This is a genomic window from Aquiflexum balticum DSM 16537 (genome assembly GCF_900176595.1).
Classification (GTDB): Bacteria; Bacteroidota; Bacteroidia; order Cytophagales; family Cyclobacteriaceae; genus Aquiflexum; species Aquiflexum balticum.
In genome coordinates, this window is the sequence record NZ_LT838813.1 from 4,753,557 (window position 1) to 4,780,012 (window position 26,456).

The window sequence follows — 26,456 nt, forward strand, 5'->3', positions numbered from 1 at the left end:
ATTAAATTGCAATATCTTGATCAATTTTTCCATCCAACATTTCTATCAAACGCGTTCCATAATCCGCATTTTCCCTGGAATGCGTTGCCTGTATGATAGTAGTGCCCTCTTTATTCAATTCTTTAAAAACTTCCATAATTTCCTTCGCCTGTGCAGAATGGAGATTCCCAGTCGGTTCATCAGCCAACAAAACCCTCGGTCTCCCTGCAATGGCCCGGGCAATTCCCACCAACTGTTGCTGACCACCTGACAACTGCTCCGGAAAAAGGTCCTTCTTGGCTACCATGTTAAACCTGTCAAGCAGATTGGCAATGATGCTTTTTCTTTCAGATCCTGATACATTCCTGTACAGCAGGGGTGTTTCAATATTTTCATAAACTGTCAATTCATCAATGAGATGGTAGGCCTGAAAAATATAGCCAAACTCGGATTTGTGCAGGGCTGACCTTTGCCTTTCTTTCATGCCATGGATTGATTTGTCATCAAAAAGATATTGACCTTCATAATCCTCATCCAAAAGCCCAATGATATTGAGTAAAGTGGACTTACCCACTCCCGAAGGTCCCATAAAAGTCAGGAATTCTCCCTGATCAATTTTCAGATCAATTCCCTTCAATATAAATACCCGCTGAAAACGGGAATCAATGTATTTGTCAATGTTTGTGAGTTGGATCATTTTATAGACGTGAGACATAAGACATAAGACATAAGACTTAGGACGCTTTTCCTAAATGCTATCGGAATAATACAAATCCTGATTTTAGGCTGTAATATTGATTTTTAATTTTGATGACTGATGACCGGTAATCAAAACACCCCTACCTGTCGGCATGCAGGGGTCATCCGACATCGGACATCGGACATCGGACATCCAACATATCCCCAAAGCCATGCCATAAAAAAAAGCCTGCTATTGTCCGATAAAGGGCAATAACAGGCTTTTGCAGGCAATTTTATCCGTACAACTTTGTTCGCTGGCGGACGATTAAACTTATCCAGGCATACTTGGCCTTACTTCGATTTTACTGGGTAGCGTCCTTGGATGCATTTGCATCAGATCCACAACCATCTGTCCCAAATCTTCAATCTGTATTTTCCAGGCGTCTTTTTCACTGGGCGTATGGTCATTGAAATAGGTTGCTACCGAACCGGGCATGATTGTCGTAAAGCGGATCCCTTCCTTTCTCAGGTCCAGCATAGCTGCTTGGGTAAAACCGGTCACGCCAAACTTACTCGCATTATAAGCCGAGCCGCCGGCAAAGAAATTGGTACCAGCCAAACTAGATATACTGATAAAAAAACCCTTGGTGGATTTCAATGCCTCCACGCCTGCTTTCAGGCTGTAAAACACCCCAGTGAGATTGGTATCAATGGTTTCATGCCATTGGGCCAAAGTCAGATCCTGAACCGGAGCAAAATGCCCGATGCCGGCATTGGCCACCAACAGGTCCAATTGGCCCCATTTCTCCAAAACTTCCTTCACAGCATTTTCCTGTGAGGTAAAATCCCTCACATCTGCTTCTATTCCTATTGCTTTTCCCTTACCGATTTTATTCAGGTGGGCAGCGGCCTTGTCGGCTGCTTCCTGCGACCTACTGGTAATGGCCACTTTCATTCCCTGGGCCACCAAAGCCGCGGCAATTCCGTAGCCTATCCCCTTACTTCCACCGGTGATCAATGCCGTTTTATTTTCTAAATTCTGCATGGTATATTTTGTTTTAAAAATCCCTTAATTCACATTTAAAACTTGGATTATTGGCTTCTGGTTCATATTCGGAAATAAATTTGTCGGACAGGGAGCGTTATCGGCATTCAGTTTCTTTCAAATAGGATAATTAAAGTAAAATAGAAATTCCGGAAGCCTAACGGATATTTGACCCAACTTAATTCCTGAATATTTTAACTTTTACTTATAAATGAACTTCAATTCAAATCAAGTCGTTAAATTCGAATAATAGAAAAATCAAATACTATGAAAAAGTTATTTGGCGCAATGCTTATCACCCTTATGAGTTTCCAACTCAGCTTGGCGCAGGATAAAATTGAATGGCTGACTTTTGAGGAAGCCGCCATGAAAACTGCCAACAATCCCAAAATGGTTTTTGTGGATGTTTACACCGATTGGTGTGGCTGGTGTAAAAAAATGGACAAGGATACCTTTACCGATCCTAAAGTCATCGAATACATCAACACCAACTTCTATGCAGTAAAAATGAATGCAGAAGATACCAAAAGGACTTTCAAATTCAAGGGAAAGGATTATACTGAAGCAGCTATGGCCAAAGCCATGCGGGTCAACTCCTACCCCAACTTTATCATCATGGATGCTGCCATGGAAAACATTACCCAATTGCCCGGCTACAGACTGCCCGATCCTTTTCTTGAAGGACTGAGCGGATTGGTCGGCAAATTCTCAAAATAACCTATGTCCTTTTCCCTTCACGAAAAAGAAGATACCATAGTGGCATTGGCTACCCCACAGGGAGTCGGTGCCATTGCTGTTATCAGGCTTTCCGGTAAAAATGCCATTAGAATTACCAATGAGATTTTCAAAGGAAAGGACCTGGAAAAACAGGAATCCCATACTATTCACTTTGGCACCATCCGCGACGGGGAAAGAATTATCGACGAGGTGCTTGTTTCACTTTTTATCGCACCCAAATCCTTTACCAAGGAAAATGTTGTGGAAATCTCCACGCATGGTTCCTCCTACATTGTCAACCAAGTCATCAAACTCCTAATCAGAAAAGGGGCAAGACCTGCCAAACCGGGAGAGTTTACCCAAAGGGCATTTTTGAACGGTCAATTTGACCTTGCCCAGGCAGAAGCCGTTGCAGACCTGATCCATTCAGATTCAGAAACCTCCCATCAGGCTGCCATCAATCAGATGCGTGGTGGATTCAGTGGTGAGATTTCGAAGCTTCGTGCCGAACTGATACACTTTGCCTCCATGATTGAATTGGAACTCGATTTTGGGGAAGAGGATGTGGAATTTGCCAGTAGAAACGAACTGAGGGTTTTGGTGGAGAAGCTACTCCGTGAAGTAGAACAATTGATCTTAAGCTTTGACTTGGGCAATGTGATCAAAAACGGAGTGCCTACTGTCATAGCGGGCAAACCCAATGCCGGCAAGTCCACCCTACTCAATGCGCTCTTGAATGAAGAAAAAGCCATTGTCTCCGATATCGCCGGGACCACCCGGGATTTCATAGAAGACGAAATCAATATTGGCGGGGTGATATTCAGGTTTATCGATACCGCAGGACTTCGGGAGACAACTGATGTTATCGAAGCCATCGGTGTCAGTCGGACACAGGAAAAAATGAAGACCGCTTCCCTGATTCTTTACCTCTTTGATTTGGGTGATACCGACATGGTCGAGATCAATCGGGATATCAATAAATTGGAAAACCTGGGCGTACCCTTTCTTAAAGTAGCCAATAAGATCGATAAAGCCGGTTCACTGTTTATCAATGACTTAAAAGAAAAACATCCCGATACTATTTTTATATCCGCGGGACAAAAAGAAAATCTGGATCTCCTTAAAGACCGGATCATGGAACTGGTCAACCTCGACAAATTCCGCACCGGCAATACCATCGTCACCAATATCCGTCACTACGATTCCTTAGTAAAGACAAGGCAGTCTCTTTTGGATGTATTGGAAGGATTGGACAGGCAGATCACCAATGATTTTTTGGCAATGGATATCCGCAGGTCTTTGCATTATCTTGGGGAGATTACAGGGGAGATAACGACTGATGATTTGTTGGCGAATATTTTTTCGAAGTTTTGTATCGGGAAGTAACCCAACCTTTGAGGTTTTTTTTTGAACCTCGAAGGTTTTAAGGTTAAAAAGAGGTTCTTATGTTTTTTTCTCGCAAAGACACTAAGGCGCAAAGATTTATTGGAACCCATGCGGAATATGATAATATAAAAGACATCCAAAATATCTGAGCGATGATCAAATCTAAAAAAGAATATAGCGCTATTGTGGAAAGAATAGAAGAATTGCTTTCCAATCCCGAAAACATAGATAGTCCAGATTCAAAAGGTTATGTAGAGTTAAATCTTCTTTCCGACCTAGTAGCTGATTATGAAGAATCATTTCATCCGATAAAGCCTCCTACCCTAGCTTAAGCTTCGTATGCAGGAACGAGGCTTGAGTCAAAAAACACTGTCAGAGGTTCTTGGGATAAGCACTTCGAGAATCAGTGAATATCTCAATGGGAAAAGCGAGCCCACCTTAAAAGTTGCGCGTGAAATTAGCAGGAAATTGGATATAGAGGCTTCTATAGTGTTGGGGATTTGATTTCGAATGCTCACCTTGAGGGTTTTGGTGTTAGAAAAAGGACTTGATTTTTTTCCCGCAAAGACTCAAAGGCGCAAAGATTTTATTTTTGACAAATTAAAGGGACTAGCGATTACCATGTAAAATAATACACGCCTATTTAGTCTAGTATTTCTTGGAAACCATCCAATAAGGCTTTGGCCCAAGATTCCAAAAGGGACAATCTTGTTTTAATTGGTTCGATTGTTGAACAAAACATTAATAGAACCTAACCAAATAAATGATGATCAGGATAATAAACAATGCAGCAACAATTTTTCCAATGATGGCTTTTGGGAAAAAGAAAGAGGATACCGTCGATAAAGGCACAAATAGAGACATTCCGGGGAATTCTGAAGGCGCCAGGCCTCCTAGAAAAGAGGAATACAAAAACAGTGAGGGTAAAAAGAAAAAGAATTCTTCAGAGGATTCAGAACCTTCAAAGAAAAATGATTCTCCAGAGTCAAAATAGTACAGTCCAATCTGTCCATTTCCCGCAACTGTGTAAACAGGATTGAATTATTTTATGAATTAGTTTAAATATATAACTTATTATTTAAATAATATGTCAAAATCTTGCTATTGGTCACGTTTTTGATATATTAATGATATTGAATTTTATAAACTAAATAATAAAATATTATGGCTAAATGTTTCGCACTGATGGGTTGGAGTTTGCCTGTGATTGAAAGTATGCAAAAACTCAACAAACCTTATGTAGTAGTTTCTTTTCCTGATTTTGAAGAGTATGCTAAAGAAAATGACATTCCTTTTGTAAGCTATCAGTTTGACGAGTGGAGTGACACTTCCAATTCTCTGGATTTGTATGAAAAATTAAAACCTTTCAATGCAGATGTTGCAGTGCCACTTTTTGAGGAAACTGTTGAATGGGCCGGAGCGCTCAATTCAATCTACAGAGGAGATCCTCGGGTTTTGAACAGGGCCTTTTTGTTCCGAAATAAGGCAATGATGAAAAGAAAAGCTTTAATAGGAGGACTTCGGGTAGGTCTTTTTGAAGAAGTTTTCAATAAAGATGGTGTCAAGAGTTTTATGAAAAGACTCAATCAGGCCAACCTTCAAATTGAGGGAGAACAGGATAGTTGGGTCCATATCAAACCTTTTGCATCGGCAGGTACAGTTGGACACCGACTCTTGAAATCTATGCAGGACATCGAAGATAAATGTCAGGAAAGTGATTTCCCTTGCTTGGCAGAAAGTCACTTACCAGGGACAGAGTTTTCATGTGAGGCATTTATACATGGCGGTAAAATCCGGTTTCTAAACATAACAGAATATGTAAAATTGGGTTATTCTAACTTTATTCCGGAAGGTCATCACCTGAATGCCAAGCGTGATAAGATCATGAAGGAAATGCAGAAGCTAGTGGACTTGTTCGGAATTGAGTACGGAATGATTCATCCTGAGTGGTTTCTCACCGAAAATGACGAATTGAGTTTTGGAGAAGTCGCCTGTAGGATTCCTGGGGGGCATATATTAGAACTTACTGGTAAGGCATATGATTTTGATGCTCTTGCTGCTTTTGTTCTATGTCATGATCCAAACTTATCTGAAGAAGAATTAAAAGAAATTCTTCCACCATTGGATGCACGTCCAAAGAACTTCTATGGAAATGTGATGATTTACCCACACAAGAATGTGATAAATAAGCTTGAGATTCCAGATGAACTCAAAGAGGAATCTTATTTCCTTGATCACAACCTGATACCTCCATACACCAACCAAAAAATCAATAGCAGGGAAGGTTTTGGTAACCATTTCGGAACTGTCAATTTCAAAGGAGACGATCCCGACAGAATGAAGGAGCTTTTATTGCATTACGAAAACGTAGATTTCTATCATTGATACAATGATTTAAAGTAATATACAAAAAGCCTTTCAGCCTGGAAGGTTTTATGTATACTTTCTGCCCAAATTCAAAATCTACACACATCATTAACATTTCGCTTTTTTATGCATAATCCAGTGCTTACAGACAACACATATCAAAAATTCAAAGAACAATTTAAAGAATTAAGTCAAGCGACGGCCCTTACCAGGTCTGAAAAGGCACGTAAAATGATGGGGCAAATTGATTTGCTCATCGACACTACCGATGGACTAAAATTAATTTATCAAAAAATAGAAGACTTATCGAATGCGGGAATATTTGAAGGTTCGGCTTGGGCCGACCCATCAAAACTGGTTGCAAGTCTGGTCGGGGGAACCCTCAAAAGCGGTCATCCAAATTCCACGATTGAAATATTGAGCGAATTGCGCTTATTGGCAATAGCCAAAGGCCAGTATAAAGCGAAAGGTATTAGCCCAGAGGAAGCTGAAAATTTTATCCAAGAAGTGATTGTTGCTAATCTGGAGTTTGTATTCAATGAGCCCCTAGAGGAAACAAGGCTGGTCATGAATGAGCATGAATTGAAGAAAGTTCATACACTTTTCAAGTTTATTGCCGAAAAAACCGAATTGGATAATGTCAAAGAAAAGCTGGTTGAAGAGCTCACTTTGATATGCGAACAAAGACCCGTTGTAACCGAAAAACAGCGAAAAATAATTGCTTTGGTAAAAGAGAAAATCGACCTAAATCCAGAAAACGATTTGGATGCCAGGCTTTTGAGATTTCAAAGATGCATTTACAAACCGACCCTCAATAGCTTTAACAAGAATTATCAGGAATATGGTGATGTATTAAAAAAATTGACTAAAAGCCAATTGCGCGAAGAAGCTATTGAAATGAGCAAGGCTATGCTGAGTTTTGGCCTAGTGAGCCAGTACCATCCTATATTGATCATTTTTCTCATTGAAAAAGGCCATAAAGATTTGGTGCCCTTGAGTATGGGATTAAGTCAGGGAGGCACAGCGAGATGGAATGAATTCAGGGAATTCGCTTCCAACCTGATTCTCAAAACAATACACCCCTATAATGCCCAGTGCATTTATGGGTTCACCAAAATGCTGGAATCGGGAATTTTTTCAAGAGAAGCGGTACGGTCCGGTTTGGCCAATATGCTCACCATTAGGATTCATCCTGAAGTAGAAACCAGAATATTGAAATCTACCAAAACGCCTCATGAAAAAGTCAGTGCTTTGAAGTATTTGATGGGTGCCTTGTTCCGGGTTTTGGGCCAACCGCTTGGAGTAGGTCAAGGCAATAATCCAACCTGCCAAAGTGCCCGTGGTATCAGTATGTGGAGCCAACATTCTCCTGCCAAGCTTATCCATATGGTACAGACTGCCGCCACTTACAATGACCTTACATTTCGGTTCGAGGCTCAGGAAATAAAAGCATCGGCTGTAGGATTGGGCTTGGTTCAGAAGTTAGACCATAATCTGGATGCTGTATCAGTGACGTTGGTACCAATGCTGGACAAAATTTATAACGAAATGATGCTGAGAGCCTCCGGTAGAGGTGAAGATCCGCACAAGTGGGTCAATCCTGCCCTCTATGGTCAATGGATACAAATTGGCTTTGCATCAGCTTATGATTATTTATTCAATGCCATTGTAGATTTCAATGGTTTTATTGGTGTATTTTATGCCATGTGTCATCCTGAATATAACGGCGGAAACAGATTAATTTACCCTAATCCGGTGGGTATTTTTATTACAAGTGCCAAAGGAGACATGTTGGGTTTCCATGCGGTTTCCCTGCTTCGTGTGGACATGGATCAAAAAGGGATCTATCGGGCATATTTTCTAAATCCTAACAATGAAGGAAGGCAGGATTGGGGACAAAATATCAAACCATCTGTTTATGGCAGCGGAGAAATACATGGCGAATCATCTTTACCCATACATGAATTTGCGGCAAGGATTTACGCCTTCCATTACAATAATTTGGAGGCAAAAGAAAAAATGGAATACGTTCCAGACTACGAGGTAAAAAGGATAAAAAATTTAGCAAAGGAAAGTTGGGGACGTTCTTATACTTGGATAGAAACAAAAAAATCATGGTAAAACACTCTTCAAGGATTGAATTGAAGCAATCCGCATATAAAAACAATATCAACTTTATCAAAAAAAAGATCGGTGACAATGTGGTAGTATCATCTGTAGTCAAAGCAAATGCCTATGGTCATGGCATCAGGACATTTGTACCAATGGCTGAAAAGTGTGGCATTAATCATTTTTCAGTTGCCTCCAGTTTTGAAGCAGAAGAAGTTCTGACTGCATGTGCAGCCTCTAGCCGGATCATGATCATGGGTATCATTTATGAAGAGGATATTCCTTGGGCTATAGAAAATGAAATTGAATTTTTTGTATACAATTATGAGCGCTTGCCCAAAACCCTCGCTGCCGCAAAAAAAATAGGGAAAGTCGCGAAAGTACATATTGAGGTGGAAACAGGTGCCAATAGAACCGGCCTACCACAGAAAGACTTTCTGAAAGTACTGAGCTTTTTAAAGAAAAATGCTGACCATATCATTTTTGAAGGTCTTTGTACACACTTTGGAGGTGCAGAGTCCATTTCAAATGGGTTTAAAATCGATATGCAACACAAGCGTTATAAGGCTTTTTTGAAACAATGTCGGGAAAAAAAGATAGAGCCAAATGTAAAGCATATCGCCTGCTCGGCGGCAGCTCTTGCAATGAAGGACACGGTATATGATATGGTAAGAATAGGTGTGGCCCAATATGGTTTTTGGCCTAGCCCTGATATATATTATGCACATTTGCATGAGACCAATAAAAAAGCAGATGCTTCTCTTAAACGAATATTCACTTGGAAAACTGACATCATGGATATCAGGGATGTAGACCAAGGAGAATTTATAGGTTATGGGACCTCCTTTCAAGCTACACACAAAATGACCATTGCTGTAATGCCCTTGGGCTATTCCAATGGTTATCCCAGGGCATTGTCCAATCGAGGACATGTTTTGATTCATGGTAAAAAAGCACCCATTGTGGGTTTGATCAATATGAATTTATTTATGGTGGACATTTCCCATATCAAAGAAGCCTCACTTGGCGATGAAGTAGTCCTTATAGGAAGACAAAACAACAATGTGATCAATGTGTCGAGTTTTACCAACAGCACACAGCTTCTGAACAATGAAATGCTGAGCAGACTACCGGCTGCTATTCCGCGGACCGTTATTAAATAAAGACAAAATTTAAAGTTTAGAAAAAATCATCATCTTCCTTAAACAGAAATTAGGGGAAAATGATTGCTCGGATTTTTATTTTTCACAAAGGCAGTAAGGGTAAAAAAGAAGGGAAATAGAGTATTTTACTTTTTATTTCTTTTTTGGTATTTATTTATTGACAAAAAAATACCTTATCCGGCAGGCATTTCCGCTACTTTTCGGGTTCTTTTCTGCTGCTATTCGAATTTGCAACACATGTTCACCTGATTCCAATCCTGCCGCCAAGGTATAATACCAGGGAAGGTGCAGGCCAGCACTCCAAAAGGTGAAAAGATCCTGCTTTTGCCAGTCATGGTTATCGATTTTATATTCGATTATACCTGCATCAGGTCCGGCAGCCACAGCTATGCCAACCGCATTTCCTTTAAAAGCAAATTCCAGTAAGTCGCCCTCATCTTGGCCAACAAGCATGGGAACATGCACATAATTGGGACGTGTTCCCTTTCCATCCCCAGGCTTCCAGTTTTCAACCATCTGCCAGCCAGATAATACTCGGGCTTTTTTAGCTTCAACCAATACACCATTATCATAATTTGCAGGATCAATCGGTTCGGGCAAAACGTAGCGCTCAATTTTCTTATCTTCCGCTACTGTTTCTGACCAGGCATTCTCCAGAAATGTTTTTATAGAGCGAAAATATACCCCCTGCCCAAAAGGCGAGGGATGGAGATCTTTAAAATCATCCTCCCAGGAAAATTCACCTGCATCGATACGTTCGGTCACTTCTTTCGCCAAATTTATGGTTCCGACTTGGTAATGAGCAGCTACTTTTTCGTGATTTTGAATGACTTCAGGTATCTTTCCTGAGCGGTAATCCTCCATTTTTTCAGGATCCACAAAATGCATGATGACAATATCTGCCGCAGGATTACTTCGGCGAATATGCCGGACTATGCCTTCCATTGCCCGGACTTGTTCCTGACTGCTTCTTCCGTTTGTTGCATCGTTTACGGCAGCTTCCTCAAACAGCAAATCCACAGGACCACCGGCGAGCACATCACGTTCAAGTCTAAAAGCAGCCGGAGTTGACCCCATGGAAGGAATGCCTGCTTCAATAAATTCGAATTCAGTATCCGGAAATCGTTCTTGAAGGTAATTGGAAACACTGTCCCGCCAGCCACCATTATAGGTAATGGAACCACCGAGAAAAGCAACCCGTCCTTTTTTCTCCTGCTGAAACTTCAAAAGACTGTTTCGGATTCCATTTCGCTGATGGTGATAGTTTTCAGAATGGAGAAGTTGCTCGGGTAATGCCGTATGATACTTGATAAAATCAGCACCTTGTCGGGGTGTTTCAATAGGAAAATGGTGCCCATATAATTCCTGCTTTCCCTGTGTGCATGGAATTACCGTTGCAGGGCCACCGAGTTTTATATATCGGTCAATAAGTATATAGGTATTTTCATCCGGTGGAACCACCTCATCGTTCAATCCAATCATGTGCCGCACAGGCACTTTTGCCATTGCCAGTGCTTCGAGATTATCAATCGGGTTATCCCTATATGCCAGGGCTTCTTCGTCCGAAGAAAAGCCATATGCTGTTTTCAGCCTTTCCCAATCAGCTTCGCTCCCTTTTCCTCCTCCAAACCCGCCCGGCCAGCTTTTAAAATCACATACGGGAGCTTCTGCATAAATGCAATTTACCTTTTCCGGGTTGCGCTTGGCCCAGTTGTAAATGAATAAGCCCCCGCGACTTACCCCTTCCAGCGCAACTTTAGGATTGAGCTTCCATTCGGTTGTGAGGTAGTTGTAAAAGCGGTCCCAAACCGCAACAGCAGCAGGACTGCCATACATATTATCTGTGTTGACATAGGCGATATGAAATCCTTCGGAAAGTAGCAAACTGTCCATCTCCGCATGCCATCCCGGAAATCGTGCCCGCCAAACCCAAGGATTACCGTTCAGGGGCTTTTCAGGTAGCGTAATATGTGAGGCCCTGCCTTCAAAATCAATGGTATACCGCGTAAAGCCTTTCCAATCTATTTTTCCCGTCAGAAAAGTTTTGGAGATTGATTTAACTGAATTGGTAGTATCAGGGAATTTGGATGCATAAGCCTCAAAAATACGTATCCCATGTGCAACCAAACCTTCGGGAGTGAGATGAGTTGCATCGGCTTTCGGAAGTCCGAGCATACTGGTATATATAATATTTGCATCCTCTGAGGCTAATTTTTTCTGGGCTTCTACCACCACGGGACGTTCTTTCACAAAATGGTGCTGTTCATCCACTCCCAGAATAATCTTCAGATTGGGTTCATTCATTACGTTCAGCCGCAAATCATCAATCATTTGCTTCAGATTGGAATAATAATCCTGAGCGGTTTTTTCTTCACCGGCATCGGATTCACCCTGAATCCAAATAAACCCCCTCAAATTGACTATAAAACCTTCTTTCTTAAGTTTTTTTATAGCTGACTTCAAATCAATAATCATTTGATCATAAATTCCCCCTTCCCCGGGAAGTTTCCAGTCACGCGCAAGGCCGGTTGCACCCTTAGTGTACTTAAAGATTGCAGGGTTATACCCAGCTATTTTAAGCTCACGCCCAAAACTCACCTCAGGCCCAAAATGCCCATTGGGAAACCTTCCGGTTTGGGCTTGCATGGTGACCCAATTTCCACCTGAACTTTCGTTGTCTACAAAAGTCCAATTCAAAAGAATTGACTTATCCAGGCCCATAGGGTCTTCAGGATAGTAAGCAGCATCTCCCATCCAGCCTTGGGCATTAGATTGTCCGGCCAAAATAAAAAGATCCAATTTTTGCTGGGAGCGTAAATCCAATGGCAGAAGTAAGAATGGAAGTAGAAATTTGCAGATTAGAAGGGTGAAATGCTTCATAAAGATGACCTATTTAAACTGTTAAAAACTACTTTTTCTCCCTCAATCAGATCAAGTATAATATACTGACCATCCCTTTCAAATGCTTTATCGCAAGAAAATTCAACCTGCCCAAAGGGATTTTCCAATATTAATCTCCCGCCTTTTTGAGAGATAACCTCCACTTTATCGACTTTCCCATTTCCCATATTTGCAGAAACCAGGAATGCACCTTGTGTGCGCAGGGTTGTAAAAGAAACATCTTGCCAGTCATCAGGAATAGCAGGGAACAATTTTACCACACCGGAATGGCTTTGAATTAACATCTCCTGAACACCTGCCGCAAAAGCAAAATTACCTTCCAGTGTAAAGGGTCGGTAAGTAAAGTCGGACTTACCGGTTCCTGATTGGTCACCGTTTACATGGAAACTGTTTGGCAATACAAAAGATGAAGCAAAATCCTCCAAAGCCTTAGCCGCACCCTTTCCATCTCTCGCCCTTGCCTTGAGATTTCCTAACCAGGCAAAGGAATAACCCGTCCATTTTGAAGACCCTATTTTATCTAAATGGGCAATGGTATTGTTGATTATTTCCAGGTCTTCTTCCCCATTGGCCGCATCTATCAAACCTAGGGGATGAATCGCCATGACCTGGGAAAAGTGCCGGTGTGAGTCTTCCAACTGTTCGCCCGGAGCCACCATAAGCCCCGAACCATCAATGGCATAATTGGGCCATTCGGCCAGCAAGGAATTCCATTCTTCCGCTTCATCTAGGTATCCGAGTTCCAATGCCAGCTCTGCGGCGGCAGTATACGTCCACCGTATTAAGGCAAGGTCATAATTGGTCATCTGGTCAAACCATGCCTTGGCACTGTTATCATGGATTTCAGGACTGGAAGACAAGGGAAGTTTTCTTTTTCCATCTTTATCCAGCATGGAGAGTTCCTTTAAAAAAACTGCGACGCCTTTGATCCATGGGTAAGCATCGTTTTTGAGGAATTCCCTATCCATGGAATATTTCCAGTGCAGGTAGAAATGATGTCCCAACCAGGCACTTACGGTAGGTCCAAATGCATATTGTATCCAGCCTCCCATGGGATCCCCCTCCAAAGTGGTCACCCCGGGAACGTTCAATCCATTTGTACCAAAATATTCCCTGGTGTACTTTTCAAAGGTATGTTTATGTTGATTGAGCCAATCAAGAAAGCCTTGCTCAAGTTCCAAGTGGTTACCAGCATAAGTAGGCCAATAACTCAATTGGGTATTGAGGTCATGGTGGAAATCACCTTTCCAAGGTGGCAACTTGCCGTTGTCCGCTGTCCAGACACTTTGGAGAGAAATTGGCGGTGCCCCTTGTCTTGCAGCAGCACCAAGTTTGTACATATCCATATAATATTGTTGCTGCAAAAGTGTATCCGGAAGGGTAATGGCCGAAGCATTCCAGAAGTTGTTCCACCAGGTAAAATGATCTTTTTCGTACTCCTCAATTCCTTTCCAAAATGCCTTATCCGTGACTTCTGAAGCTAAAATAGAGGTGTCCTGACTATTCCTTTTAGAACTGATACTCCAACTTCCTTCTAATTGATCTCCGGTTTTCTTCCACCTGGTATTCACCTGAAATTGAAACCCATCCCATCCTTCTTGATCATAGGTAATTGAATTTTCATTTTCTGCTATTTTTCCCGCAGAATAGCCTAGTCTCCGCAGGTCCTGTCCGCTGACCGGATTCAGCGCTTCTGTGGAACCAGCGCCTACGTAAGGAGGTGGAACAACTTTAGGTAACAGGTCCGTATTTAGATTTTCAAAACGATACCAACCTATAGGTTCTGTGGCATGCACGAAGGTCCGTAAAATGGTTCCGTTTTTCCAATGGATGACGCAGACAGCTTTTTGGAGATCCAATTTAACCGATTCCACTTCCCCCAATCCGGAAATATCAAACTCAAGAGCGGCACCTGGAATTTTGGAAGGTCCTGCTAGGGTGTCATAGGGAACATCAAACTGTCGTTGAACATCACCGTATTGCTTCCCTTCCCATTGTTTTACCACCCAATTGAAATCATATTTTTCAAAGTCAAGGTTTTCCATTTGTCTCAAATCCCAAAGATCAGCCCGATCAAGTGAAAACCTCAATTTTCCTTCCTTTTGCCATACAAGTGCACCCAGTGTGGCATTTCCTAAGGGAATACCTTCATCCCAACTCTGGGCCAATTCAGGGAAGGAACGCTCCATATAATATAGTGGGAGTTGCTCTTGCGGCTTTTCTTGACAGCCGAACATAAAAAGCAAAAAGAATAGGGCGGATGAAAGACTAAAGCGAAGTAGTTTGTTGAATTCCATTACTTTTCGGGTTGATAGGATGGGTTTGGATATGGCAATTGTACATCCATTTCCCCGATCCAGTTTTGTAATTTTTTGTTCAATTGATTTTTTTTCTTTGGCAATTTCAGGCTTAGGTCGGAAACTTCTTCCTTATCCCTTTTTACATTGAATAATTCTCCACTATTCGTTTCAAAGGAGTAGATAAGCTTAAAGTCTCCATCTCTGATCGCAGCGGAAGGTCGGCCTCCAAGTCCACCACTGTAATGGGGATAATACCAAAACAAAGGTCTCTCATCCATACTTTTTCCAGTCAACAAGGGTTGCAGGCTGATCCCGTCGCGGTGCTGTTCTGGCAATGTCTCTAAACCTGCCATAGCTAGAAAAGTGGGATAAAAATCGGTTCCTATTACCGGGACTTCACTCGTGCTTCCCACCTTGATGGTTCCGGGCAAACGGAATATCAGCGGAACACAGATACCCCCTTCATGCAAATAACCTTTACCCGTTCTGAGGGGTGCATTGGAAGTGGGTATCTGAGCGGCCAGATTGCTGGTGGCCATTCCCCCGTTATCAGATGTGAAAATAACCAAGGTGTTCCGTTCAAGCCCGGTTTGGGAAAGAAATCCCATAAGCCGACCAATATTTTCATCCAAACTTTCCACCATGGCTGCATACTGCGGATTGTCTTGGTGGTATTTTATGTAAGTCTGGTCTTGTTGGCTAAATCCCTCACCATCAAGTCGTATTTGGTTAAGCTTTTTCTGGTATTTTTCAATCTTTTCTGCCTTTCCTTGCAGGGGCAAATGAACAGTATAAAAAGAGAGAAAGGCAAAAAACGGTTGCGCTCTTTTCTGTACCATATACTTTATGGTTTCATCCGTAAGTCGATCAGTAAGATACTCTCCTTCCGGCCCGTCAGTTAATTGGGGATTATTATAGGGTGAAAAATACCCGCCTTCGGGATGTCCGGTATGATTCCCGCCTACGTTAATCTCAAACCCATGATTTTCGGGATGATCCTTCTCATTTTCACCCAAATGCCATTTTCCTGCAAAAAAAGTGCTGTACCCTGCAGATCTCAATGCTTCTGCTATCGTTGTTTCATTTGGATCCAAAAATAGCTTAAAGGGGTGAGAAGCCAGTTTTTGGTCTGAATGTGGGCCATAGTGGCGGTTTCCGGGTATGTAGTCCGTTAGGTTCAATCTGGCAGGGTATTTTCCGGTCATTATGGCCGCCCTAGAGGGAGAACAAATGGGGCTGGCAGCATAAGCATTGGTAAAGGTCATTCCTTCTGAAGCCAGTCTATCAATATTGGGGGTTTCATAAAAAATGCTTCCAGTGTAACCAAGATCATGATATCCCAAATCATCTACGAGAATAAACAGGATGTTTGGACGCCCATCTCCTTTGGTCTGAGCATGGATTACTTCTGGGAGCATCGACAAAAGGAAAATGAATCGGAGCAAGTGTGAAACCATGTTACTTTAGATGATCAATTTGGTCTTTTAGTTTCTTCCATACCAATACTGCAATGGCTCTATAGCCTTCTTTATTTGGGTGTACCCCATCACTTTCAGTAAACAGCTCCGGCCTATGATCCAAAGGCTCATTAAGATCAATAAAATGCACATTCTTCTCCTTTGCAACCATTTTTATCATACCAATAAGTTCTTGAAGTCTCGGTTTGCGGACAGTCAGTCCGGCTATTCTTTCGCTATTGAGACCAGGGGTTTCCAAAACCATGGGTGTCGGTGCAGCTATAAAGATTTGGGGGTTTGATGGCAATGCTGATAATTCGTCGATAAGGTCAATGTAATCCTTTTCAAATTCATCCTTGTACTCCCAGCATTTTCTGTCACCGCAAGAACCCAACCCGCAGGTATCATTCGTGCCTAGACTGATGATGATAATATCCGGATTTACTGCCTTTATTTTCGGTAATTCATTCCAAACCGTCGGTATTCCTTTTCTAAGCAGGGTTAAACTCCCAATGCCAAAATTTTCAACAGCATAATTTTCTCCCAAAAGCAACTGCAATTGGGCCGGATAAGAATGTTTGGAAGGATCATCCAATCGTGCGCCAAAAGTGATGCTGTCCCCGACACAGGCCACTTTTATTTTTTTATCGAAAGTATAACCCGAAATGGCAAAACCAATGGTCAATAAAGAGACACAAAAAACAAAGAGCCTGATGTATTTCTCTAACCTTTTCATAATTTTAATCTTCAACATGGTAAATTTTAAAATTTTTGATTTGCGGTTCTCCCTTTGATTCAGAGATTTTCACCCTGACAGCATCCACTTCCAATGTATCAAACTTATGGATAAACTTGTGTCCTATAACTGTTCCTTCAAAAATGTATTGCCAGCCATTATTGGTTTTACCCTCCAAAACAAATTTCCTGACCCTTTCCCCTACTACTATATCTTCCTGTAAAGCGATCTGATTGATCATGGTCTTTTTATTTAACTTGATTGTAAGCTCTTGGCCAATTCCCGAAGTTTCTGCCAAAGGTGAACTAAACCTACTCTTTATTTCATCCCCCCATTCCCTTAAACGTTGCACATCGGGTTGGGGCAGCAAGCCTTCAGCGTTCGGTGTAAGGCCCATAATGAGTGTGGAATTATGGCCGACACTATTGTAATAAATGTTCATAAGGTTCTCCAATGGAAAGATATGCTTCTCATCATCAGGTTCCCAAAACCACTCGTGCCCGCCATTATATCCCCGCAATGGAGCATCACTCATGGCCGGCATGAAATAGGTACCATTTGGATCTCCCTCCTTGAGCAGTTGAAAATCGTCTTTAAAAACAACCTCTTGATTGGTTGCATGGGAATAGGGAAAAGGATAGGTACCCCAACTCGGATAAGGGACCGTGCCGGATTCACTTCCTCCCCAACGGATGTCAGCCCGTTGGGTATTGTGGTAGAAAATTCCGTTGGGCTGATATTTTTCAAAAACGGATAGTACATCCGGCCCGCCCTTTTCCGGACCATGTGCACCACCATCAAACCAGACAATGGCAAGATCTCCATAATTGGAACAAAGCTCCCGAACCATTTCCTCGCACATTTTATTATAATGCGCCTGTCGGTTTTGGGCAAATTCATTATCTCCTTGAACCATAAAATCATGTACACCAAAAAAGGAATTCCAGCGGATCCCGATGTAAATCCCAGGTTGGACTCCATATTTATGACAGGAATTCACAAAGTCTCTGACAATATCTCCTTTTCCTTCCTGCCATTTCACTGCTTTCAGGGAATAGGGATTAACCTCACTTTGGTACAGGGCAAAACCTGTTTCATGGGTAGCGGTCAAAATCGCGATCTTAAATCCCGCATCCTTGGCCGCTTTTACCCATTGATCCGTATCCAAGTTGGTAGGGTTAAAGATATTGTAATCTGGAATAGGGGTAATTCTGTTTTTTGCCTGATTGTAGGCCTCCCCGTCAAAGACATGCAGGTCGTAATGGAATACCGCCACTAGTTCTGCATTTTGCCAATTTAGCTGGGCTTGGGTTGGAATCGGGATAGTTACCTTATCCTGGGAATTCGCATAACCCAGAATTCCAATTAGAAATAGAAAGGTAAGCTGTAAGTTTTTATTCATTTCTTTAATTATTTTCTTTAATGCCCGGCTTAGCTATGATCTCGAAACAAAATCCATGTCCAAGTTGCTCTAACATCCCTTCATCTTTTACAAAGAAATACAAGATCCAAAGTTTTTGGATATTCATCCATTTTGTTGATTCCCACTTTAAATGATAGTTAATTTTAGATTGAAAATTACAAAATAAAAGCCTGCCCATCCTACTTGTAAGCTAAATTGGAATTATGTAAATTATCAACATCCAAGGGAATGCCTGTAAAAAGGAAAACCTCTTGTATGAAAAAGTGAATTTTTAAAGACCGGGATTGACCAAAATATGGAAGATAATTCAAAATCAGAGGAGAGCAAAAAGGATAATGCAGAACTGGAATTTGAGAAATTCAAATTCAAGGTGGGAATTGTCAAATGGTTTATCGGAAGTGTCACGCTTGTGGTGATTTCCATGATAATTGAATGGGGGTTTAAGGACAGGGCTGCCGGAATCAACGAAATAAAGGAATATGACAAATATGCTACGGAGTTGATTATTCTGAACAATGACCCGGTCAAAAAAAGAATGTTGGCTCAGTATTTCTCTATGGTTACTCCTTCTGAAAAACTGAGAGAGGGTTGGGAGGCGTATTACAAAGTGGTAGATAAAGAATACCGGGAATTTATAAAACAGGATTCATTGGCCCAAATCCGGTTGGCAGAATTACAACAAGACACTTTAGGAATGAAAAATGTTTTGGCAGAAAGGGAATTGGAATTGATCAGCGGACAACTCCTGGAAAACCAAAGGATTAAAAACCAACCCATCGTTTTGCCGGACAAGCAGTCGGTTCAACCTATTCTTTATATTCAAATTGGCGATAACTCCAACCGTTCCAAAGCAAATGCTTTAAGATCAAAAATTTCGGGAATAGGCATTCAGGCACCTGGAATAGAACTTGTGGAAAGCGCGAAAAACCTCGCATCCAATGAAATCAGGTATTATTGGGAAAACGATGCCATTTTTGCAAATTCCTTACAAATCTTGCTGGATGGAGAGGGAATTCAAACCAATATCAAGTTTATTCCTACTTATAAAAGCAAAACCAAGGAAGGGACTTTGGAATTATGGCTGAAATAAAAACCAAACGGGTGTCCAAAATCAATGATGCTTCAGTCCAAACTTTTTGTAAAATCCAATTTTTTGGATTTGGCTGAAAGCCAATAATTTTAGAAATTGCTGAGATGAAGGACAAAATCTGCCTTATTACAGGGGCCAATTCAGGGATTGGATTTGAAACTGCTAAGAGCCTCTGCGCAAAAGGCGCCCATGTTCTTCTTTGGTGCCGCTCGGAAGAAAAAGCAAAGCAGGCCTTGGCCAAAATCAAAGCGGAATACCCCGACGCCAAGGCGGATATTATTATTTCCGACCTTTCCTCTCAGAAAGAAATCAGAAAAACCTGTTCCGAGATTTTAGAGAAATATACTCATCTGGATGTTCTTATCAACAATGCCGGGAGTTGGTTTTCTGATTTTAAGTTGACACCTGAAGGAATTGAAGGACAATGGGCCATCAATCACCTTGCCCCTTTCCTCTTGACCCACCTGCTACTCCCCGCCCTTAAAAAATCCTCAGACCCGAGGGTTATAACGGTCAGTTCAGATTCTCACTATCACGGCAATATCCATTTCAATGATGTAAATCTTGCCCATAATTATCATGGGATAAGGGCTTACGCCCAATCCAAATTGGCAAATGTACTTTTCACCCAGGAGTTTGAAAGGAGAAAAGGCAAGCTTCCCGTCACGATATGTGCCGTACAGCCTGGTTTGGTCAAAACGGATATAGGATTGAAGAATACCATTTCTTTCCATGGACTCATGTGGAAAATCAGAAGATTGGGTGGCGTTTCTCCGAAAAAAGGCGCAGAAACTTCCATCTATCTTGCCTCAGAGGCTGGCGTTAAGGGAATCAGTGGAAAATATTGGGACAGGTGCAAACCTAAACAAGCTTCAAAAAAAACAGAAAACCTATCTGATGCTATAAAACTTTGGGAATTGAGTATGGATATGTGTGGCATTCAAAATTATTTCGGCCAATAATCCATCCTAATCGCCAGGTCAATGATCCCTGTAAACCCGGAAAACCCGTTCCAACATTTTCATTTTCAATGAGGTGGGACAAAATTTCATCAGCTTTACAATAGTCCAACTCACTTTTCCCGGAACTATCACCCCTTTGCCTTGAAGCAAATTTTTAATCCCTATTTTGGCAACCTCTTCTGGCATTAACATAATCAATTTGGCGCGCTTTCCATGAGAATTGATCCTTTTCAGTCCGTCGGGATTAGTAAGTACAGGACCGGGGCAAACTACCGAAACCTTGACATTACTCCTCGCCAATTCTTCCCTTAGTGCGAGTGAAAAAGCATAAATGAAATTCTTTGTCCCTGTATAAACACTTTTGTAGGGCAATGGTAAGGTAGCCTCCATACTGCTCATATTCAGAATATAAGCTGAAGAGCTTTCCTTCAACATGGGTAGAAAATAATAGGTCATCATCGTCATGACCTGATTGTTCAAATTCAACATCTGAAGGTAAAAGTCGGGCGAAATATTTTCAAATCTACCGCCTGCTCCCATACCAACGTTGTTGATCAGGATATTGACTTTAATTTTTTGTTGCAGACAGTATTGGAAAAGTGCTGTGACAGCCGAAGGTTCTGTAAGATCTGCCCCATAAGTAACCACTTCCACAGGATATTTGGAACAAATATCTTCTTTTGTTTCCTCCAATCGGGGCTCCTGAAGGGCTATAAGCAAAAGATTCATACCTCGGGAAGCACATTCAAAAGCAAATGCCTTTCCTATTCCCATGCTTGCTCCTGTAATCAAGGTGAAATTCTCGTTTCCATACATATCATAAAAATAACCATTTGGGTCAAAAGTCCAAGAATCCAAATTTCCGCACAATCATAAATCCCAAATAACTAAACGAAATTTTCAACAGTTCTTTTAATAATAAAGCCATTCAGCAAATAATCTCAGGATAGGTAAACAAAGCCCTGTTTATTTGCTTTGAAATTCATAGGCTAGCTCTTTTACCTATGTTTAATCAAACCAAACCAATGAAGTACCTATTCTTTTTTCTTTTTTTTGTAGGAATCACAACCCACAGTTTAGCCCAAACATATTCCATCAGAGGTAATGTTTTGGAAGAAGGTAAAAAGGAAATTCTTCCTTTTGTAAATATCATTTTGCTATCCCCTATTGATTCCTCACAGGTAATCGGCACAGTTTCCGATGGAAACGGTCAATTTGAATTTACCAAAATCTCAGAAGGGGATTACATCCTTAAAATCCAGTATTTGGGGTTTCAGAATTTTTTCAGAACTATTGAAATCAGATCAGACATTGATTTGGGCAATATCTATATTCAGGAGGAGGCTACGGACCTCTCTGAGGTGATTGTGGAAGCAAGGCGGTCTACAGGAACCCAGAAAGGTGATACTACCATGTTCAATGCAGATGCTTTCAAGACCATGAAAGATGCGAGTGCCCAGACACTTTTGGAAAAGCTTCCGGGTGTCAATTCTGAAAATGGGATTTTACAGGCACAGGGAGAGAACATCGCACAGATTCTAGTGGACGGCAAACCCTATTTCGGAACTGATGTGAGAACAGCCCTGCAGAACCTGCCTGCAGAAGTGATTCAGAGTATCGAGATTTTTGATCAAAAAAGTGAAAAGTCCCAACTAAGCGGATTTGATGATGGGGAACGCCTGAAAACCATCAATATCATTACCAAGCCCAATCGGAGAAAAGGACAGTTTGGTAAAGCAACAGCAGGTTATGGAACAGATGAGCGGTATCTGGCGGGAACAAGTGTCAATATCTTTGATGAAGACCAACGGATTACGATCACGGGTCTGAGCAATAACATCAATATCCAGAACTATTCCAGTGATCCCAATATACAAAGTGAAGGCAACCAACAGGAAGGGATTATCACTACCAATATCCTGGGATTGAATTATTCTGATTTGTGGGGGGAAAAAATCAAAATCACAGGGAGTTATTTATATACCAAAAAGAAAAATGTCGGTATTGTAGATAGGTTCAGGGATTTTGTGACAACAGATGAATCCAACAAATTCTACAATGAAACAAGCAGAGATGTCCGGGTAAACAATCAGCATCAGGCTGACCTGAGGCTGGAATACAATCCGAATGAAAAAAACAGATTCTTATATATACCGAGATTTTCAGCAAGATTCGAAACCGAAAACTCAGGTTTTTTTGGACAGACAGATGATGGTATCAATCCGATCAATGCGGTGGAAAACATCAAGAATGGATATTACCAGGACTACGATTTGTTCAACAGGTTCTTTTACAGCCACAAATTCAATAAGCCCGGAAGAACAATTTCTGCAAGGACGATATTTGCAAAAGGCTGGAACAATGATGAATCTGATAGAAAAGCGGTAAATACCTTCTATGACGAAGCCGGAACGAGGGAAGAAATTCTCGATCAGCGAACAACCCGCGAAAGATATGGCAACAGATGGAGTACCAATGTATCTTATACCGAACCCATTGGCCAAAAAGGACAAATGGAAATTGAATATGAAATAGGAAACCGGGCCAATGATTCCGAACAACTTATTTTCAATGTGGAAGACGGGGATTTTGATAATGGAAACCTGGCATTGGACACTACCTTAAGCAATTCATTTGTAAGCAAATACCTGACACAAGAGTTTGAATTGGGCTACCAGTTCCTGACCGAAAAATACAAGATCCAAGCAGAATTGGAATATCAGGATGCCAGACTCAATAACAACCAGAAATTCCCAAACCCTGAGCAGTTGAACAGGGTTTTTCAGAATTTTCTGCCGACAGTAAGAATGGAGTACAAGTTTTCTGACAACACCAACATTCAGTTGGACTATGATACCTATACCAACGAACCTCAGATTTCGCAGTTACAGGCAGTCATCAACAATACCAATCCACTTCAGTTAAGGACCGGCAATCCTGCATTGGACCAATCTTATACGAATCAGTTAAGGTTGAGATTCAGAAGCAATAATCCTGATACAGAAAACAACTGGTTTTTATTTGCCCAAACCCGGCTAGTGGATAATTTCATCTCAAACAGTACCCTGATTGCAAGCGAACCTACCGAAATTCAGGATGGGATTATCCTGGAAACAGGTTCCCAATTGAACAAGCCTGTCAATCTCGACGGCTTTAAGGAATTCAGGTCATGGCTGAGTTATGGATTGCCTTTGGGATTTATCAAATCCAATTTCAATATCAATGCAGGTGCAGGTTACACCCAAAGACCGGGACAGGTCAATGATCAGATCGGATTCAACAATTCTACCCGGCTTAGTACCGGTTTCTCGCTCAACAGCAGCATCAGTGATCAGCTGGATTTCAACATATGGTCCAGATCCTCTTTCAACGATGTGAAAAATACCTTAAACCCCAACCTGAACGACGACTTTTTCCAGCAGAGATTCAGAGTCAATTTCAACTGGATTATTTGGGAAGGAATAATCTACCGCTTGGATCTCAATCATCAGATCAATGCCGGACTTTCAGAGGGTTTTGATACCAATTTTTCACTTGTCAACATGAGTATCGGTAAGAAAATGTTCAATAACCAAAGGGGGGAAATCAGTTTGATGGTTTATGACCTACTCGGTCAAAATGCCAATGTCAGACGAAATATTACTGAAACCTTTATCGAGGACGTTCAGACCAATGTATTGCAACGATATGTGATGCTGAGTTTCACTTATAACCTGAGAAGATTCAGTAAGGGCATGGATGAAAAGGATTATTCTGAGATGTATTCGGTTGATTAATGCAGGATCCTTTTGACAATTTTGGCTTTTTCTTTGTTCAGATGATGAAGAAATGCCAAGGGAACAGGCAAATGCTTCTTATCCTTTAACCAGATCAGACTCCACATCGTAGTGATGGGCAATCCTTTCATCGGTATTATCTTTAGTTTTTTGTTTGCCAGTTCATTTTTGATTCCGATCAAAGGCATAATGGAATAACCCAGGCCCGCCATGACTGCTTGCTTGACGGCTTCATTGGAGGTGAGTTCCATTTTTTTAGCATAAGTTATTTTATTCCGTTCGATAAACTTCTCCATGATTTGACGTGTTCCAGAGCCCTTTTCCCTGAATATCAAAGGTAGGTCCCGGAATAATCCCTCCTCAACAGCTTCTTCATCAAAACCGGATGAGGGATTGCCCACCAAAAAAAGATTGTTTTCCAATAAATCCAGTTTCTCAAAATTCAGGGAAGTAGGCAAAAGCGAAACCAAAGCAAAATCCACCTCATTGTTTTCAAGGCTTTTAATTACCCGGCTTTTGTTGGTGACATCCATCATCAGCTCAATTGCAGAATGCTCCTTCATAAAATCAGCCAAAAAATAGGGCATGACATACTTTCCTGTGGAGACTACAGAAATTTTTAAACGGCCTGTCAACAACCCTTTAAATGCCATTGTCTTGTAGTTGATCGCATAGACCTGATGAATGATATTTTCGGCCGAAACTGCCACCTCATGCCCAAAATCGGTGATATGGATCTTCCTTCCGATCACCTCAGTCAAGGGTATATCAAATTGTTCCTGAAAGTTTTTTAACTGGATAGAAACAGCCGGCTGGGTTAAGTGAAGCTCCTCCGCAGCTTTGGTCACACTTCCTGTCTGTACGATTTTGAGGAAAACCTGTAATTGATTTAAGGTATAATTCATAAATAAATTTAATCTATAACATTATAAAGTTAAATAAAAATTTATGAATCAAATAAAACAATTTTGTACCAGAAAACAAAAAAGAAAATAAGAATTATGATAAAGGCCAGATCAGATTTCAATGAATTTAAAGAAAGCAACCCTTCTATAAAAGATCATCAGGAGTTGGAACTTATCAAAGGTGAGTTCTCTGCTGAAGATGCTCGTGATATTCTGCTGCAGTTATTTACTGATAAAATCAATTACCATCAGGCCAGAAATCTGAGCAGTTTGGAAAGATTTGGTAAACTGAATGATATTTCAGTCAGACGACTACCTGAACTCAAATTTCAGATCCAAAAAATCAATGATCTTTTCCAAAATGCTGATCTCTCCCGTGCTACCATCAAGATTCAAGCTACGGTAAATATTGAGATCAAAGAATAAGTCTGTCGTGTTTAATGGTTTTTATAAAATGACCCAAATGCAGGTCTCTTTGACACTATTTCTCTGACATGAATATTGACTTATTGCTGGAAAATCTTACCAATCCTGCTTTATTGTTTTTTGTTTTGGGCCTGATTGCTGTTTTTTTAAAAAGTGATCTGGAAATCCCCCCCAATTCTTCCAAATTCATTTCCCTTTATTTATTGTTTGCGATAGGATTCAAAGGTGGTCAGGAATTGGCCCATGAAGTTTTTTCGTGGGAAATCGTTTGGACCATTCTCTTTGGTATAGGTATTTCTCTCGCCATTCCCCTGTATACTTTCTTTATCCTAAAGAAAAAACTGAATATCTATGATTCCGGTGCTGTAGCAGCTGCCTATGGCTCTATTTCAGCGGTTACTTTTGTGACTGCTGTTTCTTATCTGGAAATGCAGCAATTGACACTGCATGGTCATATGGTGGCCATTATGGCCCTGATGGAAGCACCTGCTATAGTAGTAGGCCTGATATTAATTTCTTCCTATGACAAAATGAATGCGGGCACTGAAACGGTAAAAAAACGAAAAGTGATTAAACATTCCTTTACCAATGGCAGCGTGCTTTTGATTTTGGGGAGTTTGCTCATAGGTTTTCTGGCATCAGATGCCCAAGCGGAGGGAATCAAGCCTTTTACCAATGATATTTTCAAGGGCTTCCTGGCCATATTTCTTTTGGATATGGGCATCACAAGCGGTAAAAAACTCAAATCCTTCTTCTCCTATGGCTGGTTTCCGATGATATTTGCCATCGTCATTCCCCTATTCAATGGATGCGTGGTAGCTTTGTTGAGTTCATCCGTAACAGATGACATCTCCAACCGCTTTATCCTGGCCATTCTATCCGCCAGTGCCTCCTATATCGCCGTGCCCGCTGCGATGAAAATGACCGTACCCAAATCCAACCCCGGACTCTACCTGCCTATGGCCTTGGCCGTCACCTTTCCCATCAATATCACAATTGGGATGCCTTTGTATTTTTATCTGGTTTCGTAACT

22 protein-coding genes are annotated in these 26,456 nt (G+C 41.3%); 13 read left to right on the forward strand and 9 right to left on the reverse strand.

Going from position 1 to position 26,456, the window contains the following annotated elements; translation table 11 throughout:
• Position 1: 1 nt before the first annotated feature.
• Both B9A52_RS20025 and B9A52_RS20030 read right to left on the reverse strand, forming a co-directional pair.
• On the reverse strand, positions 2-676 hold the full coding sequence (locus tag B9A52_RS20025; protein ID WP_084123614.1) for an ABC transporter ATP-binding protein: 675 nt from the start codon (positions 674-676) through the stop codon (positions 2-4).
• A gap of 315 nt (positions 677-991) precedes the next feature.
• Complete coding sequence (locus tag B9A52_RS20030) at positions 992-1,705, reverse strand: SDR family oxidoreductase (protein WP_084122220.1); 714 nt, start codon at positions 1,703-1,705, stop codon at positions 992-994.
• 267 nt (positions 1,706-1,972) lie between these two features.
• Here B9A52_RS20030 and B9A52_RS20035 point away from each other — a divergent pair, with 267 nt between their 5' ends.
• The 8 genes from B9A52_RS20035 (at position 1,973) to alr (ending at position 9,447) form a co-directional block, all read left to right on the forward strand.
• On the forward strand, positions 1,973-2,422 hold the full coding sequence (locus tag B9A52_RS20035; RefSeq protein WP_084122221.1) for a thioredoxin family protein: 450 nt from the start codon (positions 1,973-1,975) through the stop codon (positions 2,420-2,422).
• 3 nt (positions 2,423-2,425) lie between these two features.
• Positions 2,426-3,808 carry a tRNA uridine-5-carboxymethylaminomethyl(34) synthesis GTPase MnmE gene (gene mnmE / locus B9A52_RS20040; protein ID WP_084122222.1) on the forward strand — a complete coding sequence of 461 codons (1,383 nt, stop codon included), beginning with the start codon at positions 2,426-2,428 and terminating at the stop codon, positions 3,806-3,808.
• Between the two features lie 152 nt (positions 3,809-3,960).
• A complete protein-coding gene (locus B9A52_RS26025) occupies positions 3,961-4,140 on the forward strand; it encodes a hypothetical protein (protein WP_197687245.1) in 180 nt (59 codons plus the stop codon).
• Positions 4,141-4,147: 7 nt separating this feature from the next.
• Positions 4,148-4,312, forward strand: coding sequence for a helix-turn-helix transcriptional regulator (locus tag B9A52_RS26585; protein ID WP_197687246.1), 165 nt, complete (start codon positions 4,148-4,150; stop codon positions 4,310-4,312).
• Positions 4,313-4,571: 259 nt separating this feature from the next.
• A complete protein-coding gene (locus B9A52_RS20050) occupies positions 4,572-4,802 on the forward strand; it encodes a hypothetical protein (protein ID WP_084122224.1) in 231 nt (76 codons plus the stop codon).
• A gap of 170 nt (positions 4,803-4,972) precedes the next feature.
• Positions 4,973-6,193 (forward strand): ATP-grasp domain-containing protein, encoded by a 1,221-nt coding sequence (locus tag B9A52_RS20055; RefSeq protein WP_084122226.1) that lies wholly within the window; start codon positions 4,973-4,975, stop codon positions 6,191-6,193.
• A gap of 108 nt (positions 6,194-6,301) precedes the next feature.
• Entirely contained in the window at positions 6,302-8,296 is a 1,995-nt protein-coding gene (locus tag B9A52_RS20060; RefSeq protein ID WP_084122228.1) for a hypothetical protein, read from the forward strand.
• Complete coding sequence (alr, locus tag B9A52_RS20065; protein WP_084123615.1) at positions 8,290-9,447, forward strand: alanine racemase; 1,158 nt, start codon at positions 8,290-8,292, stop codon at positions 9,445-9,447. Before B9A52_RS20060 ends, alr begins: the two co-directional genes overlap by 7 nt.
• Before the next feature lie 150 nt (positions 9,448-9,597).
• Here alr and B9A52_RS20070 read toward each other — a convergent pair whose 3' ends face one another.
• The 5 genes from B9A52_RS20070 to B9A52_RS20090 are packed head-to-tail and all read right to left on the reverse strand — an operon-like array spanning position 9,598 to position 18,243.
• The gene (locus B9A52_RS20070) at positions 9,598-12,327 is read right to left on the reverse strand and encodes a sialate O-acetylesterase (RefSeq protein WP_197687247.1); all 2,730 of its coding nucleotides are present in this window, start codon (positions 12,325-12,327) and stop codon (positions 9,598-9,600) included.
• Positions 12,324-14,645 carry a glycosyl hydrolase family 95 catalytic domain-containing protein gene (locus B9A52_RS20075; protein ID WP_157370234.1) on the reverse strand — a complete coding sequence of 774 codons (2,322 nt, stop codon included), beginning with the start codon at positions 14,643-14,645 and terminating at the stop codon, positions 12,324-12,326. Before B9A52_RS20075 ends, B9A52_RS20070 begins: the two co-directional genes overlap by 4 nt.
• Positions 14,645-16,066 carry a sulfatase gene (locus tag B9A52_RS20080; protein ID WP_084122230.1) on the reverse strand — a complete coding sequence of 474 codons (1,422 nt, stop codon included), beginning with the start codon at positions 16,064-16,066 and terminating at the stop codon, positions 14,645-14,647. The genes B9A52_RS20075 and B9A52_RS20080 overlap by 1 nt, the downstream gene beginning before the upstream one ends.
• A 40-nt stretch (positions 16,067-16,106) precedes the next feature.
• Entirely contained in the window at positions 16,107-16,841 is a 735-nt protein-coding gene (locus tag B9A52_RS20085; RefSeq protein ID WP_172805251.1) for a GDSL-type esterase/lipase family protein, read from the reverse strand.
• Positions 16,842-16,845: 4 nt separating this feature from the next.
• On the reverse strand, positions 16,846-18,243 hold the full coding sequence (locus B9A52_RS20090; protein WP_084122234.1) for an alpha-L-fucosidase: 1,398 nt from the start codon (positions 18,241-18,243) through the stop codon (positions 16,846-16,848).
• 316 nt (positions 18,244-18,559) lie between these two features.
• On the opposite strand from B9A52_RS20090, the gene B9A52_RS20100 reads away from it, so the two are divergent.
• Complete coding sequence (locus B9A52_RS20100; protein ID WP_084122238.1) at positions 18,560-19,354, forward strand: hypothetical protein; 795 nt, start codon at positions 18,560-18,562, stop codon at positions 19,352-19,354.
• 104 nt (positions 19,355-19,458) lie between these two features.
• Positions 19,459-20,316, forward strand: a complete 858-nt coding sequence (locus B9A52_RS20105) for an SDR family oxidoreductase (protein ID WP_084122240.1) — start codon at positions 19,459-19,461, stop codon at positions 20,314-20,316.
• A gap of 18 nt (positions 20,317-20,334) precedes the next feature.
• On the opposite strand, the gene B9A52_RS20110 is transcribed toward B9A52_RS20105, so the two are convergent.
• The gene (locus tag B9A52_RS20110; protein WP_172805252.1) at positions 20,335-21,174 is read right to left on the reverse strand and encodes an SDR family NAD(P)-dependent oxidoreductase; all 840 of its coding nucleotides are present in this window, start codon (positions 21,172-21,174) and stop codon (positions 20,335-20,337) included.
• Positions 21,175-21,341: 167 nt separating this feature from the next.
• Here B9A52_RS20110 and B9A52_RS20115 point away from each other — a divergent pair, with 167 nt between their 5' ends.
• Positions 21,342-24,092, forward strand: coding sequence for an outer membrane beta-barrel protein (locus tag B9A52_RS20115; protein WP_084123618.1), 2,751 nt, complete (start codon positions 21,342-21,344; stop codon positions 24,090-24,092).
• On the opposite strand, the gene B9A52_RS20120 is transcribed toward B9A52_RS20115, so the two are convergent.
• On the reverse strand, positions 24,089-24,997 hold the full coding sequence (locus tag B9A52_RS20120; RefSeq protein WP_084122242.1) for a LysR family transcriptional regulator: 909 nt from the start codon (positions 24,995-24,997) through the stop codon (positions 24,089-24,091). The genes B9A52_RS20115 and B9A52_RS20120 overlap by 4 nt on opposite strands.
• A gap of 96 nt (positions 24,998-25,093) precedes the next feature.
• Here B9A52_RS20120 and B9A52_RS20125 point away from each other — a divergent pair, with 96 nt between their 5' ends.
• Positions 25,094-25,423, forward strand: a complete 330-nt coding sequence (locus tag B9A52_RS20125) for a hypothetical protein (RefSeq protein WP_084122244.1) — start codon at positions 25,094-25,096, stop codon at positions 25,421-25,423.
• Between the two features lie 68 nt (positions 25,424-25,491).
• A complete protein-coding gene (locus B9A52_RS20130) occupies positions 25,492-26,454 on the forward strand; it encodes a sodium-dependent bicarbonate transport family permease (protein ID WP_084122246.1) in 963 nt (320 codons plus the stop codon).
• Positions 26,455-26,456: the final 2 nt, after the last annotated feature.

Coding starts and splice junctions, on each gene's coding strand:
- B9A52_RS20025 (WP_084123614.1), bottom strand. CDS start 676: ATGATCCAACTCACAAACATTGACAAATACATTGATTCCCGTTTTCAG.
- B9A52_RS20100 (WP_084122238.1), top strand. CDS start 18,560: ATGGAAGATAATTCAAAATCAGAGGAGAGCAAAAAGGATAATGCAGAA.
- B9A52_RS20130 (WP_084122246.1), top strand. CDS start 25,492: ATGAATATTGACTTATTGCTGGAAAATCTTACCAATCCTGCTTTATTG.
- B9A52_RS20115 (WP_084123618.1), top strand. CDS start 21,342: ATGAAGTACCTATTCTTTTTTCTTTTTTTTGTAGGAATCACAACCCAC.
- mnmE (WP_084122222.1), top strand. CDS start 2,426: ATGTCCTTTTCCCTTCACGAAAAAGAAGATACCATAGTGGCATTGGCT.
- B9A52_RS20125 (WP_084122244.1), top strand. CDS start 25,094: ATGATAAAGGCCAGATCAGATTTCAATGAATTTAAAGAAAGCAACCCT.
- B9A52_RS20050 (WP_084122224.1), top strand. CDS start 4,572: ATGATGATCAGGATAATAAACAATGCAGCAACAATTTTTCCAATGATG.
- B9A52_RS20090 (WP_084122234.1), bottom strand. CDS start 18,243: ATGAATAAAAACTTACAGCTTACCTTTCTATTTCTAATTGGAATTCTG.
- B9A52_RS26585 (WP_197687246.1), top strand. CDS start 4,148: ATGCAGGAACGAGGCTTGAGTCAAAAAACACTGTCAGAGGTTCTTGGG.
- alr (WP_084123615.1), top strand. CDS start 8,290: ATGGTAAAACACTCTTCAAGGATTGAATTGAAGCAATCCGCATATAAA.
- B9A52_RS20085 (WP_172805251.1), bottom strand. CDS start 16,841: ATGAAAAGGTTAGAGAAATACATCAGGCTCTTTGTTTTTTGTGTCTCT.
- B9A52_RS20070 (WP_197687247.1), bottom strand. CDS start 12,327: ATGAAGCATTTCACCCTTCTAATCTGCAAATTTCTACTTCCATTCTTA.
- B9A52_RS20120 (WP_084122242.1), bottom strand. CDS start 24,997: ATGAATTATACCTTAAATCAATTACAGGTTTTCCTCAAAATCGTACAG.
- B9A52_RS20075 (WP_157370234.1), bottom strand. CDS start 14,645: ATGGAATTCAACAAACTACTTCGCTTTAGTCTTTCATCCGCCCTATTC.
- B9A52_RS20060 (WP_084122228.1), top strand. CDS start 6,302: ATGCATAATCCAGTGCTTACAGACAACACATATCAAAAATTCAAAGAA.
- B9A52_RS20055 (WP_084122226.1), top strand. CDS start 4,973: ATGGCTAAATGTTTCGCACTGATGGGTTGGAGTTTGCCTGTGATTGAA.
- B9A52_RS20105 (WP_084122240.1), top strand. CDS start 19,459: ATGAAGGACAAAATCTGCCTTATTACAGGGGCCAATTCAGGGATTGGA.
- B9A52_RS20030 (WP_084122220.1), bottom strand. CDS start 1,705: ATGCAGAATTTAGAAAATAAAACGGCATTGATCACCGGTGGAAGTAAG.
- B9A52_RS26025 (WP_197687245.1), top strand. CDS start 3,961: ATGATCAAATCTAAAAAAGAATATAGCGCTATTGTGGAAAGAATAGAA.
- B9A52_RS20080 (WP_084122230.1), bottom strand. CDS start 16,066: ATGCTCCCAGAAGTAATCCATGCTCAGACCAAAGGAGATGGGCGTCCA.
- B9A52_RS20035 (WP_084122221.1), top strand. CDS start 1,973: ATGAAAAAGTTATTTGGCGCAATGCTTATCACCCTTATGAGTTTCCAA.